This window comes from Ruminococcus sp. NATIVEDY160, from assembly GCF_045819885.1.
In the GTDB taxonomy this organism is placed as follows: domain Bacteria; phylum Bacillota; class Clostridia; order Oscillospirales; family Acutalibacteraceae; genus Ruminococcoides.
Map to the genome: position 1 here is coordinate 659,163 of NZ_CP162391.1, position 15,442 is coordinate 674,604.

The window sequence follows — 15,442 nt, forward strand, 5'->3', positions numbered from 1 at the left end:
TCGTCACCCAACTGACAAATGAACAGCTGTTTGCCGTGTGGTTCCTGATCGGAGCCGCGCTGGTATTCTGGATGCAGGCAGGCTTCGCCATGGTTGAGGCGGGCTTTACCAGAGCCAAGAACACAGGCAATATTATTATGAAGAACCTCATGGACTTCTGTATCGGAACCGTGACCTTCATTCTCATCGGCTTCGGTTTGCTGATGGGCGAGGATCTGGTCGGAATTATCGGCAAGCCCGGATTTGACCTCTTCACCTCATACGCAAACTTCAACTTCTCCAGCTTTGTATTCAACCTCGTATTCTGTGCTACAACCGCTACGATCGTTTCGGGCGCTATGGCGGAGCGTACAAAGTTCCTGTCCTACTGCGTATACTCGGGCGTGATCTCCGCGGTCATCTACCCGATCGAGGCGCACTGGATCTGGGGCGGCGGCTGGCTCAGCCAGATCGGCTTCCACGATTTCGCAGGCTCCTGCGCGATCCACATGGTCGGCGGTATCTCCGCTCTTATCGGCGCGAAGATCCTCGGCGCGCGTATCGGCAAATTCAAGAGAGATAAGAACGGCAAGGTCGTCAAGGTCGGCGCTTTCCCGGGTCACAACATCGCGCTCGGTGCGCTGGGCGTATTTATCCTCTGGCTCGGCTGGTACGGCTTCAACGGCGCTGCGGCTACCTCTGTTGAGCAGCTCGGCTCAATCTTCCTGACAACCACCATCGCGCCTGCCGTTGCGACAGTCGCTTGCATGATTTTCACATGGATCAAGTACGGCAAGCCCGACGTAAGTATGTGCCTTAACGCTTCTCTCGCGGGTCTGGTTGCAATCACCGCTCCCTGCGACGTCACAGACGCCTTCGGCGCAATCGTAATCGGCCTTGTAGCCGGTCTGCTCGTAGTATTCGGCGTATGGCTTCTCGACTACAAGCTCCACATCGACGACCCTGTCGGCGCAGTAGCGGTTCACATGATGAACGGTATCTGGGGTACTCTTTCTGTAGGCCTTTTCGCAACAGATTCAGCTCCCGGCTACGCTATCGCCAACGCTTCGGGTCAGAAGCTCGTCGGTCTGTTCTACGGCGGCGGATTTGAGCTCATGGGCCTGCAGCTTATCGGCTTTGCTTCCGTAGCTGCATGGACAGCCGTTACGATCACCGTTGTATTCCTGATCATCAAAAAGATTTTCGGTCTCCGCGTTACCCGCGAGGAGGAAATCTCAGGTCTGGACGCTACAGAGCACGGTATGCCTTCCGCGTACGCAGGCTTCTCAATGCTTCCCGACTATATCGACGAGGGAGAAACTCCCATTGTTGTCAGCGGCGACGTTCCCGTTGCCGAGGCTGTCGCGGTTAAGAAGATGCCCAGCTTTGACGACGGTACACCCAAGATCACCAAGGTTGAGATCGTATGTAAGGAAGCCCGTCTTGAATCTCTCAAGAACGCTATGATGGGCATAGGTATTACGGGTATGACAGTTTCACACGTACTCGGCTGCGGCGCACAGAAGGGTAAGCCCGAATACTACCGCGGCGTACAGATCGAAGCTAACCTCCTGCCCAAGGTACAGGTTGACGTTGTAGTCTGCACCGTTCCCGTTACACTCGTAATCGAAACCGCCAAGAAGGTTCTTTACACAGGCCACATCGGCGACGGCAAGATCTTTGTCTATGACGTTGAGGACGTTGTAAAGGTAAGAACCGGCGAAACAGGCATCGATGCCATGAAGAACTTCGATTAAGTAAATAGTCATCCTCTTCTTCTTGACTGATATACTAAACGAAAAGACGGTCGTTTTTCGGCCGCCTTTTCCTTTTAAAATAGAAAAGCAGACCCGTTTTGAGTCTGCTTTGTTTATCGGGTTGCTCTGAGGTACGCGAGGAAAGCGCTCGGTGGAACGGGCTTTGAGAAGAAGTAGCCCTGTTCGTAGTCGCAGCCCATTTCTGCAAGCTGCGTTTTCATATCGACGGTTTCTACGCCCTCGACAACGATTTTCATATTGGAATTTCTGAACATCTGGATCAGGTCGGGCAACAGTTTTGACTCTCCCTTGAAGTAGGAGTGCACGACCGACATATCGAGCTTTACAACGTGGATCGGCAGCTTGAGGAGCTGCGCGATATTCGAGGTACCTGTGCCGAAGTCGTCGAGCGACAGCTCCGCACCGCTTGCCTGCAGGCGCGTCATCTGGTTGACGATCGCCTGATGGTCGTCGATGAAGGATTCTGTGATCTCAAAGTCGAACATATTCATCGGCACGCCGTGCTTGAACGCGATGCCCGACAAATCGGCGGCGAGGTCGTCGTCAAGACACTGGGCGGGCGAGAGGTTTACGTTGATGAACTCGATGCCCTGATTGACAACCTTCTCATTGTTGACAAACCGGCACACGCGGTCAAAAATCTGCCTTCCGAGCTCCGTGATATCTCCGTTGCGTTCGGCGACTCGGATAAATTCGTTCGGCGGGATATATCCCATGTTGTCGTCATTCAGACGGGCAGAGCTTCCGCACCGACAACGCGGTCGGCTCCGGTGGAGTAGATGGGCTGGAAGAATACTTCAACGCGGTGCTGCTCAAGGGCTTTTTTGAGTGCTGCCTCAATGTCCTTTTCGCGCTGCAGCTTACTGAGGATCGCTTCAGTGATCGCGTAGTTACCGCGCTGGTTTTCGTGGTAGCTTCTGCCTGACGCGAAGTTTATGAGCTCCTCGATCCGCTCGATCTCGCGCTTCAGGATATCGAAGGGGATAAGCATAACCGTAAATGTCATCGGAACAGTCTCGTTGCTGAGCTTTAGCTGCCGCTCAAATTGCCGTTTCCATTTACGGGCGGTAAGCTCGGGAGTGTCGGCATTCTCGCGGCTGAGAATAATAAAGCGACCGCCGCCGAGATAAAATATATTTGTTTTCGGCGTGATGCCCTTGATACGCTTGCTGACAAGCTCAAGCTGGCGTTGAATCTGATTCGCGCCGTAGAGGTGCTTTGCCGTGTCGAAGTCATGAGCGCTTACCATTATCGCGCTGACGGGAATGTTCTTTTCCAAGAAGTCGTCGCATATCAGGGCGAAGGCGTATTTGTTGAACAGCCCTATGCGGCGGTCATAGAAGAGGTCGGGGTTTTCCGCCGAGAAGAATATGATCAGGATAACGATGATGCTGAAATAGCTCGTCACGAGCGTGTTGATAAACAGCTTGCGGAAGATAATGCCGAGCAGAAGCGCTGTGTTGCAGGAGAACAGACCTACGCGGTTGCGCTTGCGAAGCCCCTTCCAGCCGACGATAAGAGAAACGAAGGACGCGCCTATGTAAAAGTATGTGCTGAAATAAATCGTCTGGTAGAGCGCGCAGTTGTGATAGCCTGTTTCGGGGTTGATCGTGAATATCGCCGACGTCCACGGAGTGGAGAGAGTCAGAAACACGCCGACGGATACGGGTATAAGTGTGACGATGCGGAACCATCGCCCGAGCTTGCGGAACGCTCCGCAGACTTCTGAGGTGTACGCGAACAGCGCCCAGCCTCGTATCAGGAAGGGGAGGAAATACAGCATATTTATCGCGTACATGATCCACATCGGAAAGCTCGTCCAGACCTCGTTCATCTCGCAGGACACGATATCCGCGAGCGTCATGGTCAGATTTGAGATCATGACCGCCAGAAAACAGTGGCTCGAACGGATCGGCAGGTTGCGCCTGAAGCTGTAGAACAAAATGATCAGCAGCTGAACGGGTATTGACGCGAGCGCAAAGTCGTAGTTGTAATCACTGAGCCAATGGATCATTTCCTCACCTCCTTTTTGCATACTAAGCTGTATAATAATGATACACGAAAAACGACTAAAATTCAACATATAATGTGGGTTATCTTAATGAATAATTGCCAAAAGAAATGTTTGCGTTTGACGAAAAAAGTCTTTTCAACGAGGAGCGGATGTGTTATAATCAAATCAACACAAAAAACTCCGGAGGTAAGATATGCAAGGAAATGTAAGACCCGAAACAATGGAAAGAATCACAACACCCGAGCTTGCTCAGGCGTTTATTGACGAGCAGATTTCAGAGCTCAGAGAGCAGATCGGAGACAAGAAGGTGCTTCTCGCACTCTCCGGCGGCGTTGACAGCTCGGTCGTCGCAGCGCTGCTCATCAAGGCGGTCGGACAGCAGCTCGTATGCGTCCACGTGAACCACGGTCTGCTCAGAAAGGGCGAGCCCGAGCAGGTTGTCGAGGTATTCCGCAACCAGATGAACGCGAACCTGATCTATGTCGACGCGGTTGACCGTTTTCTCGACAAGCTAGCCGGTGTCGCTGAGCCCTAAAAGAAGAGAAAAATCATCGGTGCCGAGTTTATCCGCGTGTTTGAGGAAGAGGCGCGCAAGCTCGACGGAATCGAGTTTCTGGCTCAGGGCACGATCTATCCCGATATCCTCGAGAGCGACGGGGTAAAGGCGCATCACAATGTCGGCGGTCTGCCCGAGGATCTTCAGTTTGAGCTGGTCGAGCCGCTCAAGCTCCTTTTCAAGGACGAGGTAAGAGTGGTCGGCAAGGCTCTCGGTCTGCCCGACAACATGGTATTCCGTCAGCCGTTCCCGGGTCCCGGCTTAGGCGTCCGCTGCCTCGGCGCTATCACCCGCGACAGACTTGAGGCTGTCAGAGAGTCCGACGCGATTCTCCGCGAGGAATTCGCAAAGAACGGTCTTGAGGGCAAGGTCTGGCAGTATTTCACCGCTGTGCCCGATTTCAAATCCGTCGGCGTAAAGGACGGCAAGCGCACCTTCGCTTATCCCGTAATTATCCGCGCCGTCAACACAAAGGACGCGATGACCGCTACTGTCGAGAACGTGCCGTTTGAGCTTTTGCAGCACATCACCGCGCGCATTACGTCTGAGGTTGAGAACGTCAACCGCGTGCTCTACGACCTCACGCCGAAGCCCTCGGGCACAATTGAGTGGGAATAAGGCAAAATCGAGAGAGAACCGCATAAACAGTGGCTTTTTGAGTGGTTAGCGTTAATAATGATAGCAAAATGATAGCACCCTCAAAAGCGCCTTTATTCTAAGGTTTATTCCGGTTTGCAGGTACAATTATATAATAAAAGTTTAGGCATTACTGACTTGTTGCAGTCGGTAATGCCTTTTTTGTGCTTATTGATTTTTCAGTTTGTCCTCAAATGCTTCCAACATAGCGTTATTCAGGTCATCTGACGGCAGCTTTACATATTCGCTGTTAGTGTCATATTTAGGATAGTTATAGCGCCACTCGTCATACTCTTCCTTGGTTATTTCTCCGGCTTTCAATTTGGCACTTTGCTCTGCCCACGCCTTTACCGCCCGAAGAACAGAAGCGTTTGAAAAACTCAGCTTGGTTTCTCCGTCCTTTTCTTCGGCTTGTAAACCGTAGATATCCTCAAGTGCGAATAAGGTGTGCATTAACCCAAGCTCTGAGTCAATGTTGGGAACATCCAACGCAAGAGGTGAAACCTCTAACGCTTTTGCAAGCTCCTTTGTAATATCTGCTTTCGGAGTTCTTGTGCCCGATTCATACTGAGCGATTCTAATGTCAGCTGTTTTTTCGGGAAATCCGATAAGCTGACCGAGATACTTTTGTGTGAAATTCTTTAAATTGCGAATGTATTTGATTCTTTCGCCGATTGCCATTTCAAGTCACCTCAAATAATATGATACACATAGTATAGCATATATGTTTAGTGCTTGTCAACAAAAATTAAACAAAAAAGTTTTATTTTTTCTAACTCAATCCGCTTGACTTAACCATATATGTTTAGTATAATAGAAATAGACTAAGCAATATAGTTTAGCTATCTGTCGCATATCACAGTAAAGGTATGTCCGCCCGGGCGAATCGGTTGGCGGTCAGAAAGTATTCCGACACGAAATAAATTATAATTTACTATGAAAGGGGGTTTGTCTATGTCAGGAACTATGTTTATGCGAGTGAGTGAAGTTGCGGAGGAATTGGGCGTATCCGAATCTTACGCATATAAACTCATTCAAAAGCTAAATAAAGAGCTAAAGGCGACCGGATGCCTTACACTTCCGGGAAGAATTGACCGTAAATTTTTTCACGATCATATTTATGCGACCAGAACAAATAGTGAAAAGGAGTGATGTGTAAATGGGCGCATTTAAAGATAAGAAAAGCGGAAGCTGGTATGTTCAATTCCGCTATACAGATTGGCAGGGTAAACGCCAACAAAAGCTTAAGCGTGGGTTTGCAACAAAGCACGAAGCGCTGGAGTGGGAACGTGAGTTCCTATTGCAGAAGCAAACGGATGTAACAATGTCCTTTGGCAGTTTCTATGAGCTATATAAAAAGGATATAAAGCCTCGGCTCAAAGAAAACACTTGGCAGACAAAGGAAAATATCATCGAGGGTAAAATTATTCCTTATTTCAAGGATAGAAAGCTCTGTGACATATCCGCAACAGACGTGATTGAATGGCAAAACGAGATAAGGACGCTCAAAAATAAGCACGGGAAGCTATATTCCAAGACGTATCTCCGTACCGTTCACAATCAGCTCAGCGCTATGTTCAATCACGCTGTGCGTTATTACGGCTTGCGTTCCAATCCTGCGTCCATCGCAGGAAATATGGGTGAAAAGGAAAGCAAGGAGATGAAGTTTTGGACGCTTGAAGAATATAAAAGCTTGTCTGATTTCAATAGTTTGGAGTTAAATTGTTTTGACGAAAATTATCTGCACACCGTTTCTATGACTGAGTTGTACGACACTGTATATGAAAACAGACCGCCGATCGTTGACAGTTTGCTGTACAACGGACTGTATCTGTTTGTCGGCTCGCCGAAAATCGGCAAGAGCTTTTTGATGGCGCAGCTTGCTTATCATATCAGCACCGGAACGCCGATTTGGAATTACAAGGTCAACAAAGGTACGGTGCTTTACCTTGCCCTCGAAGATGATTACAGTCGCTTGCAAAAGCGGTTGTATCAGATGTTTGGTACTGACAGCGCCGACAATCTGTACTTATCCGTTTCGGCAAGTCAGTTGAATGAGGGCTTGGACAAACAGTTGGAGAGTTTTATCACGAAGCACGCCGACACCAAGCTCATAATCATTGACACTTTGCAAAAGGTGCGTGAGGTAAGCTCTGATTACAGCTACTCGAATGATTATGAGATTATCAGCAGTCTGAAAAAATTTGCCGACAATAACAAAATCTGTATGATACTCGTTCATCATACACGCAAGCAAAAATCTGATGACAGCTTTGATATGATTTCAGGAACTAACGGCTTGCTCGGCGCTGCCGACGGAGCGTTTGTTCTGCAAAAAGAAAAGCGGACTGCAAACGCAGCTACGCTTGAAATATCCGGCAGAGACCAACAGGATCAGAAGCTATACCTTAACCGCAATCCCGATAATCTGATATGGGAGCTCGAGAGGACGGAAGAAGAATACGGAAACGCTGGTGTGGGAGCTTGACAAAATCGAAACAGAGCTTTGGAAAGCGCCACTTGAGCCGTTGCTCGACAGGATCGCCGAGAGGGTGACCGCCGACAATCCGCAATGGTGTGGTACGCCGACGGAGCTGTGTGAATATCTCGCCGTTAACATCAAGCCGAACGCTATCACACAAAAGCTGAATGTCAATGTCAACCGTCTGATGGACGAACACAAGATCGTCTACCACTACAAGCGCACTCACGAAGGGCGCAGAATCACGCTGACCTATGAGGGCGGCGTGTCAAAGCGTGACGGCTGTGACAGCAATTGTGGGGTGTGTGAAACACCGACACAGCTGACACGGACTGACACGCACTAAAGTTTAGGCGGGGTGCAGGGAGCCCTTTTCAAAGGGCTGCCCTTGCCCCTCGGAGAGCGCAAAACCTGCTCGCAGGTTGCATTTTTGATAGCCCTGCTGTCAAAAGTGCTTTTGCGTTACTCTTGGCAAGAGTAACAGAACCTGAGTAAGCAACTCAGTAAAAAGATAGCTGAATACAAATACAGATTTGAGGTAGATAAATGAAGAGAACGATTAGCGCAATGGTGGGTAAAGGCTCTGTCACGCACAACAGCCGCAGCTTCACAGCGGAGAACGTGGACAGCGAGCGTACCCATTTGAATATAGATTACTGCAACGAGCCAATCAAGAAAGTGTATCACGAAATGTTTGATGAAGCTCTGAAACAGTACAACGATAAACAGAAACGCAAGGACAGAAAAATTCCCGATTACTATAAGCATATCGAGTCCGGAAAGCAGGAAAAGCTGTTCCACGAGATCATTTTCCAAATCGGCAACAAGGAAGATATGTCGGCAACAGGAGAACACGCCGAGCTTGCGAGGATAATCCTCGACGAATACTATCAAGGCTTCCAAGAGCGCAATCCTTACCTAAGAGTGTTCTCGGCGCACCTTCATATGGACGAAGCAACGCCGCATATCCATATCGACTTTGTACCGTTCACAACCGGCAGCAAGCGAGGTTTGGAAACACGAGTTTCGCTGAAACAGGCAATGCTCAATATGGGCTTCAAAGGCGAGGGCAGGAGTGACAACGAACTGAATCGCTGGATACTTTCCGAAAAGAAAGTCCTCGCTCAGATTATGGAGCGGCACGGTATCGAATGGGAGCAGAAGGGTACTCACGAGCAACACTTGTCCGTTCTTGATTACAAAAAGCAGGAGCGAGCCAAAGAGGTTGCCGAACTTGACAGGGAGATTGAAGAAAAGCAATTGGAGGTCAAGGGGCTGAAAGCGACGGTTGAGAAAATCGAGGAAGCAAAGGAAATTCTCGGCGACGTCGAAAAACAGCTTAACGAAGATCCGCAACTGCAACTCCCTGAGCCGCAAGGCTTAATGACGGCAAAGAGCTACAAGAAAAAGTTTGTAGAACCGCTAATTAACCGGTTGAAAAATCTTGTTCGTACAGTCCTCGCCAGAAGCTATCAGGGTTGGGAGAATTACCACCGTATCAATAATCTGAACGGCAGATTGCACCGTGAGAACGAACATCTGAAATATGAAAACTCCAAGCTCAAAGAGCTCAACGGTATGCTCCGTGAACAAAACAAAGCCTATCAGCTATTGGAGAAAGTCTTTGGAAGGCGTAGGCTCAATGAGATTATCGAGCAGGCGAGAGGTTTCAAAAAGTCAAAACAGCGTGACGCACGCTAAATTTATTAAGAAAGGTTGATGAACAATGGAAAAAAGAATTTACGACAAGAAAACGGGTATTCACTATGAGCTGCAAGGTGATTATTATCTGCCGTGCCTGACGCTCCCCGAACAGCCGAAGGTAGAAATCGGAATATGGGGCAAGCGGCATTTGCGTTACATCAAGCAGCACCACAAAATCCGCTATACCAATCTGCTGACAAGCTGCAAGCTCACCGCCTACCTCGCCGACATAGACGAGCAGGCAGAGGATATGTTTTTTCGGTTGGTACAACAACTTGCCGAAAAGGAATGCGTGACTGAGCAGCTCAAAGCGGATAATCAAATGCTGTGGGTGAAGCGAATGAACAATATCCGGAACCGTGCAACGGAGATCGTGAATGCAGAGCTGATTTACAACTGATCAGCACAGCCGCCAAGTGGGATAATCTCCTGCTTGGCGGCGCTTTTCTATTGCCAATAAACCTAAATCTCTTGTTTTATTATATTGGTCGCTCTTGAATTATTTCTTGTAATGGCGAGAAAATATATGGTCCTTTTGAATACGATATCAAAGATGACACTATCTCTCTTCAAAGTTGTAGAGAACATCAGTATTTGATTGGTGTATATAAGTCTGATTCTTATACAGAAAACTATTTGTCTATTATAGATCACGATGATGAAGAAGTCGTTCTTTTGCTCCCAAAAGAAATATTGTGTTCTCCTTCTGAGTGTGAAAAGAACTATGATTGGATTACTGAAGAAAAACTATTAGATACGTTTTTTGTTTCGTTGCGTAATAGCAAAGAATATACAAGAGAACAGATTCGTCAAATAAAAGATAACGTCCTTCAAACGCTAAATGTTGAGTCGGATGTTAGTATATCCGAAGAAAGAGTTGAACGAATTTGCAATCTATTTGACAGTATATCGAAAGAAAATGATCAAATTCAACAAATTGTACAATACGCAATGGATGATGCTACATTAAAGGAAGCGTTAATCAAAGAAATTGCAGAAAATCATTTTGATCTCATTGGATCAAAATTGCCAGAATATGATTCTGTGCAACAAGAAATTAGTAAGCTTAATAATTTTAAAGCAAAACTAGAAGATGAAATTAGAGACATTGAGGACTCACGCAACGAAGACGAACTACCTGCCGACTATGCAGAAAAACTTGAAGAATTGAAAAATGAAAATGATGAGAATAATAATAAGATAAAAGAATTAGAACAAATCATAAACGACTATAAGCAGAAAGAGCAAGATTTAAAAAATATTGAAGAAATAAAAAATGATATTATTCGTCTATCTAAGGAACGTGATGATTATACCGATGAATATAAAAAAGCAAAAGAAAAATACAACCAACAAATAATTGATAACAACGAATTAAAGAAACAGTTTGAAAAAACTCTCGAAAGTTTTACGACAGAAGAATTATCTCCCCGCTTTTTAGATAGGAGCTGGGTTATTATGCTTACTCTATTCAGAACAACAAAAAACTATAATAAAGATTATTATACTCCAGATTTTGTTTTGAAATTCTATAGCGACACTCATAATGAAGAATATGTGGTGTTTGATTCAAAGTTTTCATCCAGAGATAATATAAAAAAATATAGTTTGGATGAAGTAATACTTAAGTATTCACGTGAATTTGCTTCTACTGCAAAGGTAAGTTATCCAAAAATGGTATGGATATTACAAGGTAGAGTCAAGAGCAGTGAAAATCCTATTTGGAAATATCATAATTCCCGATTAGCATCCAGGTACTTACCTGCGACTTCTTATGGAATAGCTTCTGTAAATACTATCGTAGATATTAAACAACGACTATGGAATGAAATTAAACGGTGTATTTCTTTGCTATAAACGAGAAATAATTTATCACTTTAAAGTGTTGATTTTAAAGATTGTTCGTGCTATAATAACAGCAGTACCGTTGATACTGTTTTGATACTGTTATTATTTGAAGCCAAAAATAATAGTCAGAATAGCGGTAATAATGGTATCAATAGAAGAAAATACTAAACTAATATGTTTAGTATCTAAATGAATTAAGCGAGTGGGAATAAATTTCGAATATAGAATTATAATCAATGCCGCCAAGTGGGATAATTCCTGCTTGGCGGCGTTTTTCTATTGCTAATTATCTGGTTTTATGGTAAAATTAAATTACGATATTTGAAAGGCTAATTAGAATGAATACAAAGGATTTAATCAAATACTTGAGTGTCCTTTATGTGAGAAATAATTATGAAATCAGATATAATTAAACCCGAATTATTCACGGATATCCGGAATTGCGTATGAAAATGGATATGTAAGAGAAAACAGCAGCAAAACTGACACCCTGCAAAGTTTTCCACCGAATAAAGGCGCACTACTCCCTTGGGGGTCAGATAATTTTTGAACGGGAGTTTTGAAGCTGTCAAGGTACACGGGGTAACGTCTATTTGAGTTGCGGACTGAGTTTTTTAATATTGGCGAGAGTCTCGAAAAACTGCGTTTGGTATGGACAGTAACTGCACAGTTTAAAATACACATATCTCGCGGAGCTGACGATTCTGGCTGCAATTTTCAACAGCTTGAGTCTGACAGTGTCGATACGATCCTTTCGCATGGATTCAGGCAGTGTCAGGCGGCGAAACCAGTTAAATAGATTGTATGCCAGCGCATGAATCTGAACCCGGTTGGCGTTGACAATCATGGAAGAACTGCTGACATAGCTCATATCAAAGCCGGATTTGCACTCCTTGATGAAGTTTTCCATATTTCCCCGCTTGCAGTAAAAGCGGATTAAATCCTCAGGAGAGGACTCCATATTGGTCACGACAAAGGTATGCATGTGAATCATCTGACCGTAAGGCTTCTCGATTTTGCAGACGACGCGTCTGGGGTAATCCCAAGAACCCGCCTTGTACAGAAACTCGCCATACACGACGGCATGAGAAACAGTGTCCTCCCGGGTAAGATCATACAGTTCAGAGTCCAAGTCTTGAGCAAGTCTTCTCAGCACAGGATTTTCCTTGAGCCGAATGACATAGCCGGTGCCGTTTGTTTCAAACAGACTGTAGAGTTCATCTGTGGCAAAACCGCTGTCTCCCCGTGCAAAGAGGGCTGTTTGAGGATAATCTCTCTGATATTCCTCCAGAAGCGGCAGCATAAATGCGGCTGCTCCGTTGCTGCAATACTGCGTTCCCGGGCGCAGTTCTACCATCAGTAAATCTCCGGTCATTCCGTCGAAGCAAAGCAGGGGATGATAACCGTGGGCTTGGTAGTGGTAGTTGAACGCTTCGCCTTCCTGCGTGCCATATGCAGCCAGCAAGGTGGAATCGAGGTCGAACAGAATGTGCTCCGGTTTATCGACAGAATAGACTCTTCTGCGAAGAATCCGCTGTATCTCTTCCAACTGCTGTAAACTCCGTTCATCCATGCGGTTGTGAAAACGGGACAGAGTAGGCTGAGAGGCTAAAGCGGTTTTGCCGATAACAGCGTTCAGGACAGGATCGTTTCTCAGGCTGTCGGCGTGATCGTCCTGAAAATAGGCGCCGGTAATCTGATAGAGCATCTGTAAAAGATTCTCATGATCTTTGTGGATTCGGAATGAAGCAGTGTCCGTTGTGCGGAAACGATTTCTGAGCAGCGAATTGACGCCCAGCTTGTGATAAAACTCCTTGAGCAAAAGCAGTCCGCCATCCGAAGAAAGATTGCCGCCATCGAAATTTACGCGAATTTTCTTATTGCTTTCCAACACTGTTTCTGATATAATAGCCATGGGACTTCTCTCCTTTGGTTTGTTGTTGTGGTAACTACATTATACCAAATTTGAAGTCCCTTTTCCATACCCTGCGGGCTTCATCTTTTAGGTGAAAGCCCGTTTCTTCATTTTTTTAGTATTTTCCCTGTGTTGGGGCGATTACCAGGCGATGGCGTGAATAATTCAGGTTAAATTAGATATTACGGATTATCAAAAGTGTACGCTATCGCTTTAAAGTGTTGATTTTATTGCATATTTCTGCTATAATAATCTTGTATCGTGGCAACAAAATGGCAACAGAATTTTTGATAGCCTGTGTTTTATTTACAATACAAATAATAGAAATACTCCGTGTTAAAACCCTTAAACAAATACTGTTAAGATTATTTTGCAGGGAGCGAATGGGAGTAAAGATCTCCATTCTCCCCAATAAACAGGCAATAGCAAACCCCTCACGTGTGAACGCTCGGTTCATTCGGGAGGGGTATTTTTATTACTGGTTCAGCCAGTTGCGGATAGTGGAATAATCTTTGTCATGTACGATGGCGTGGGAATCGTCCTCATAAGTGATAAAGGTGCAGTCGGTACTGTCTTTGAGCTTCGCGTACAAATCCTCCGCCTGCTTGTAGGAAACCCGTTTGTCCTGTCTGCTGTGGAACATCAGCACCGGAACCTCGATTTCGTCCGCCTAATACACAGCCGAGCGTTTTTTGTATTCCTCGGGATTTTCATCAGGCGTGCAGCCGATTGTTTCCTTCAGGACGGTTTTCATATCATCACGGCTTTCATACGCCTCAAACAAATCGCTTTCGGCGCTGAGTGCGATGATGCGCTTGATTCTTTTGTCCTGTCTTGCGACAGGGTATGTCATCACGCCGCCGCGCGAAGCGCCCGCAGCGCAGAAATCGTCCATGTCTATGAACGAAAAATGATTCTCGCATAAATCAATCAGCTTGATAACATCATGCAGGTCGTCTCCGCCGAACTGGTCGGCACCCTCGGACCCGCCGCCGCCCCTGTACTGTGAAGCGACGACAATGCGGCCACAAACGGCGCAGATATTGGCTGTAGTATCATTTTCCAGCTTGCCGAAATCTCTGTTTCCGCCGCGGTTAAACAGAACGCATTTGCCTGGCTTCTGCGTTGCCGCCAACGAATTCGGAACGGAGATATATCCGTTGATTTTAAGACCGTCCGACAGATATGTGAATCGATATGACGTGCAGATATCCGACAATGCTTCACTGAGATTGACCTTTGCAATGTCAAAGACCTCGCTGCTTTCGTAGTCCTCGATACGGTAGATGTCGCTGCTTTGGGCGGAGCTTGTCGTTTCAGTCTGGCCCGGCTTTGCGGGTTGACATGCCGATAAAGACAGAAGGACGAGCGTTGATGCCAATAATGCGCAAACCAGTTTTTTCGTTTTCATGCTGATAATCTCCTATCATTCCGTGTGGTTCATATCAACAGTGTACCATATCCGCTTTTGATATACAAGCAATTTGCAGTGATACGCGCCGCAAGTATTTCTTTCCCCGCGAAAATATGCTTAATCGGATGAAAACTATCCTAAACAGTCAATTTCATCGGCGAGATATTTTTGAATCTGCGTAGCGTCGTCAACGGTTACTTCACCGTCGCCGTTTGCGTCGGCGGCCGTTAGGCAGTCGCCTTCCAGGGTGATACGTTCCGCAAGATGCAGCTGAATAAATGTCACGTCGGTAATATTTACCTCACCGTCGCCGTTCGCGTCACCAAACAGGATATCATTTTTACCTATTGCTTCAGAAAATACGTCGGTGTAGTCCTTGCTTCGATCGTAGGAATCGATTGTCAGAGGTTCAGCATTGCCAAACGTGACGGTATAGGTGTGTCCGGGTTCGAGCGCGATGCCGTGCCTGCCGAAATCAAAGCTCCAGATCTGGGCGTTTTCGTCCAGGGTCATTCTGCCGCACCACAAGACGTAGGCTTCAGCGGTTTCGTCATAGACCTGACAGGTCAGTGTGCGGTCACTTCCGTAGGCGCCCTTATCGGCGCGGACGCTGAAAACATCTGCTCCGGCTTGTTTCTCGTTCTCGCCGAGCCACTTGTATTTGTACACAGGCTTGGAATAGAAGGATTTCATTGTGAAGATTTCCGAGAAAACGGCGGTGTATTCCTTTTCGCTGTCATAATCTGCGATGGTGAGGTCCTCGGTTTGAATGATCCAGTTGTCAGAGAAAACAACGGTGTATGAGTGTGCGGGATCCAAGGTGATGCCGTGTCCGTCAAGGTCGTAACGCCACACATCGGTATTCGCGTCCTTTGTCATTGCGCCTTTTTTGGCGCCCCATTTCACGATTTCGGAGCTGTCGGTTTCGTCCGTGATAAAGCAGTACATCTGCTTGACGTCCCTGAAGGTATCGCTGTCAATATCAATGCTGAGTACATGGGCGGCAGGTTCGACTGCGTTTGCCGGAACGCTGAAAACGGAAACCGACACAGTCGCGGCTAGTACAGCGGTTAAGCATTTTTTCATTGCTGGTTTCATAAAAAAGCACCCTTTCTT

12 protein-coding genes and 2 pseudogenes are annotated in these 15,442 nt (G+C 46.5%); 8 read left to right on the forward strand and 6 right to left on the reverse strand.

Annotated features, from left to right (window positions below; genetic code table 11):
• Nucleotides 1-71 precede the first annotated feature (71 nt).
• Nucleotides 72-1,736, forward strand: a complete 1,665-nt coding sequence (locus AB1I49_RS03125) for an ammonium transporter (protein WP_407721624.1) — start codon at nt 72-74, stop codon at nt 1,734-1,736.
• A gap of 113 nt (nt 1,737-1,849) precedes the next feature.
• On the opposite strand, the gene AB1I49_RS03130 is transcribed toward AB1I49_RS03125, so the two are convergent.
• A complete protein-coding gene (locus AB1I49_RS03130; protein WP_407721356.1) occupies nt 1,850-2,473 on the reverse strand; it encodes an EAL domain-containing protein in 624 nt (207 codons plus the stop codon).
• 11 nt (nt 2,474-2,484) lie between these two features.
• Nucleotides 2,485-3,771 (reverse strand): hypothetical protein, encoded by a 1,287-nt coding sequence (locus AB1I49_RS03135; RefSeq protein ID WP_201427522.1) that lies wholly within the window; start codon nt 3,769-3,771, stop codon nt 2,485-2,487.
• 220 nt (nt 3,772-3,991) lie between these two features.
• Here AB1I49_RS03135 and guaA point away from each other — a divergent pair.
• A pseudogene (gene guaA / locus AB1I49_RS03140) lies at nt 3,992-4,945 on the forward strand (glutamine-hydrolyzing GMP synthase).
• Nucleotides 4,946-5,131: 186 nt separating this feature from the next.
• On the opposite strand, the gene AB1I49_RS03145 reads toward guaA, so the two are convergent.
• Entirely contained in the window at nt 5,132-5,644 is a 513-nt protein-coding gene (locus tag AB1I49_RS03145; protein ID WP_407721357.1) for a helix-turn-helix domain-containing protein, read from the reverse strand.
• Between the two features lie 273 nt (nt 5,645-5,917).
• On the opposite strand from AB1I49_RS03145, the gene AB1I49_RS03150 reads away from it, so the two are divergent.
• From AB1I49_RS03150 to AB1I49_RS03175, 6 genes are all read left to right on the forward strand, one after another.
• On the forward strand, nt 5,918-6,115 hold the full coding sequence (locus tag AB1I49_RS03150; protein WP_138157601.1) for a helix-turn-helix transcriptional regulator: 198 nt from the start codon (nt 5,918-5,920) through the stop codon (nt 6,113-6,115).
• 7 nt (nt 6,116-6,122) lie between these two features.
• Nucleotides 6,123-7,451 (forward strand): AAA family ATPase, encoded by a 1,329-nt coding sequence (locus tag AB1I49_RS03155; RefSeq protein WP_407721358.1) that lies wholly within the window; start codon nt 6,123-6,125, stop codon nt 7,449-7,451.
• Complete coding sequence (locus AB1I49_RS03160) at nt 7,438-7,791, forward strand: hypothetical protein (RefSeq protein ID WP_407721359.1); 354 nt, start codon at nt 7,438-7,440, stop codon at nt 7,789-7,791. Before AB1I49_RS03155 ends, AB1I49_RS03160 begins: the two co-directional genes overlap by 14 nt.
• Nucleotides 7,792-8,012: 221 nt before the next feature.
• Entirely contained in the window at nt 8,013-9,146 is a 1,134-nt protein-coding gene (locus AB1I49_RS03165) for a plasmid recombination protein (protein ID WP_407721625.1), read from the forward strand.
• 25 nt (nt 9,147-9,171) lie between these two features.
• Nucleotides 9,172-9,549, forward strand: coding sequence for a TnpV protein (locus AB1I49_RS03170; protein WP_407721360.1), 378 nt, complete (start codon nt 9,172-9,174; stop codon nt 9,547-9,549).
• 194 nt (nt 9,550-9,743) lie between these two features.
• Nucleotides 9,744-11,006 carry a hypothetical protein gene (locus tag AB1I49_RS03175; protein ID WP_407721361.1) on the forward strand — a complete coding sequence of 421 codons (1,263 nt, stop codon included), beginning with the start codon at nt 9,744-9,746 and terminating at the stop codon, nt 11,004-11,006.
• 580 nt (nt 11,007-11,586) lie between these two features.
• Here the strand turns inward: AB1I49_RS03175 and AB1I49_RS03180 are convergent.
• The 3 genes and pseudogenes from AB1I49_RS03180 to AB1I49_RS03190 all read right to left on the reverse strand — a co-directional run bounded on the left by AB1I49_RS03180 (nt 11,587) and on the right by AB1I49_RS03190 (nt 15,412).
• Nucleotides 11,587-12,912 (reverse strand): IS1380 family transposase, encoded by a 1,326-nt coding sequence (locus AB1I49_RS03180; RefSeq protein WP_330054891.1) that lies wholly within the window; start codon nt 12,910-12,912, stop codon nt 11,587-11,589.
• A gap of 475 nt (nt 12,913-13,387) precedes the next feature.
• Nucleotides 13,388-14,323 (reverse strand): annotated as a pseudogene (locus AB1I49_RS03185) (alpha/beta hydrolase family protein).
• Nucleotides 14,324-14,458: 135 nt separating this feature from the next.
• Complete coding sequence (locus tag AB1I49_RS03190) at nt 14,459-15,412, reverse strand: dockerin type I repeat-containing protein (protein ID WP_186834220.1); 954 nt, start codon at nt 15,410-15,412, stop codon at nt 14,459-14,461.
• Nucleotides 15,413-15,442: the final 30 nt, after the last annotated feature.

What these genes read in the sequence shown, in the direction of transcription:
- AB1I49_RS03125 (WP_407721624.1), top strand. Translation starts at nt 72, where the DNA reads ATGCAGGCAGGCTTCGCCATGGTTGAGGCGGGCTTTACCAGAGCCAAG.
- AB1I49_RS03130 (WP_407721356.1), bottom strand. Translation starts at nt 2,473, where the DNA reads ATGGGATATATCCCGCCGAACGAATTTATCCGAGTCGCCGAACGCAAC.
- AB1I49_RS03135 (WP_201427522.1), bottom strand. Translation starts at nt 3,771, where the DNA reads ATGATCCATTGGCTCAGTGATTACAACTACGACTTTGCGCTCGCGTCA.
- AB1I49_RS03145 (WP_407721357.1), bottom strand. Translation starts at nt 5,644, where the DNA reads ATGGCAATCGGCGAAAGAATCAAATACATTCGCAATTTAAAGAATTTC.
- AB1I49_RS03150 (WP_138157601.1), top strand. Translation starts at nt 5,918, where the DNA reads ATGTCAGGAACTATGTTTATGCGAGTGAGTGAAGTTGCGGAGGAATTG.
- AB1I49_RS03155 (WP_407721358.1), top strand. Translation starts at nt 6,123, where the DNA reads ATGGGCGCATTTAAAGATAAGAAAAGCGGAAGCTGGTATGTTCAATTC.
- AB1I49_RS03165 (WP_407721625.1), top strand. Translation starts at nt 8,013, where the DNA reads ATGGTGGGTAAAGGCTCTGTCACGCACAACAGCCGCAGCTTCACAGCG.
- AB1I49_RS03170 (WP_407721360.1), top strand. Translation starts at nt 9,172, where the DNA reads ATGGAAAAAAGAATTTACGACAAGAAAACGGGTATTCACTATGAGCTG.
- AB1I49_RS03180 (WP_330054891.1), bottom strand. Translation starts at nt 12,912, where the DNA reads ATGGCTATTATATCAGAAACAGTGTTGGAAAGCAATAAGAAAATTCGC.
- AB1I49_RS03190 (WP_186834220.1), bottom strand. Translation starts at nt 15,412, where the DNA reads ATGAAAAAATGCTTAACCGCTGTACTAGCCGCGACTGTGTCGGTTTCC.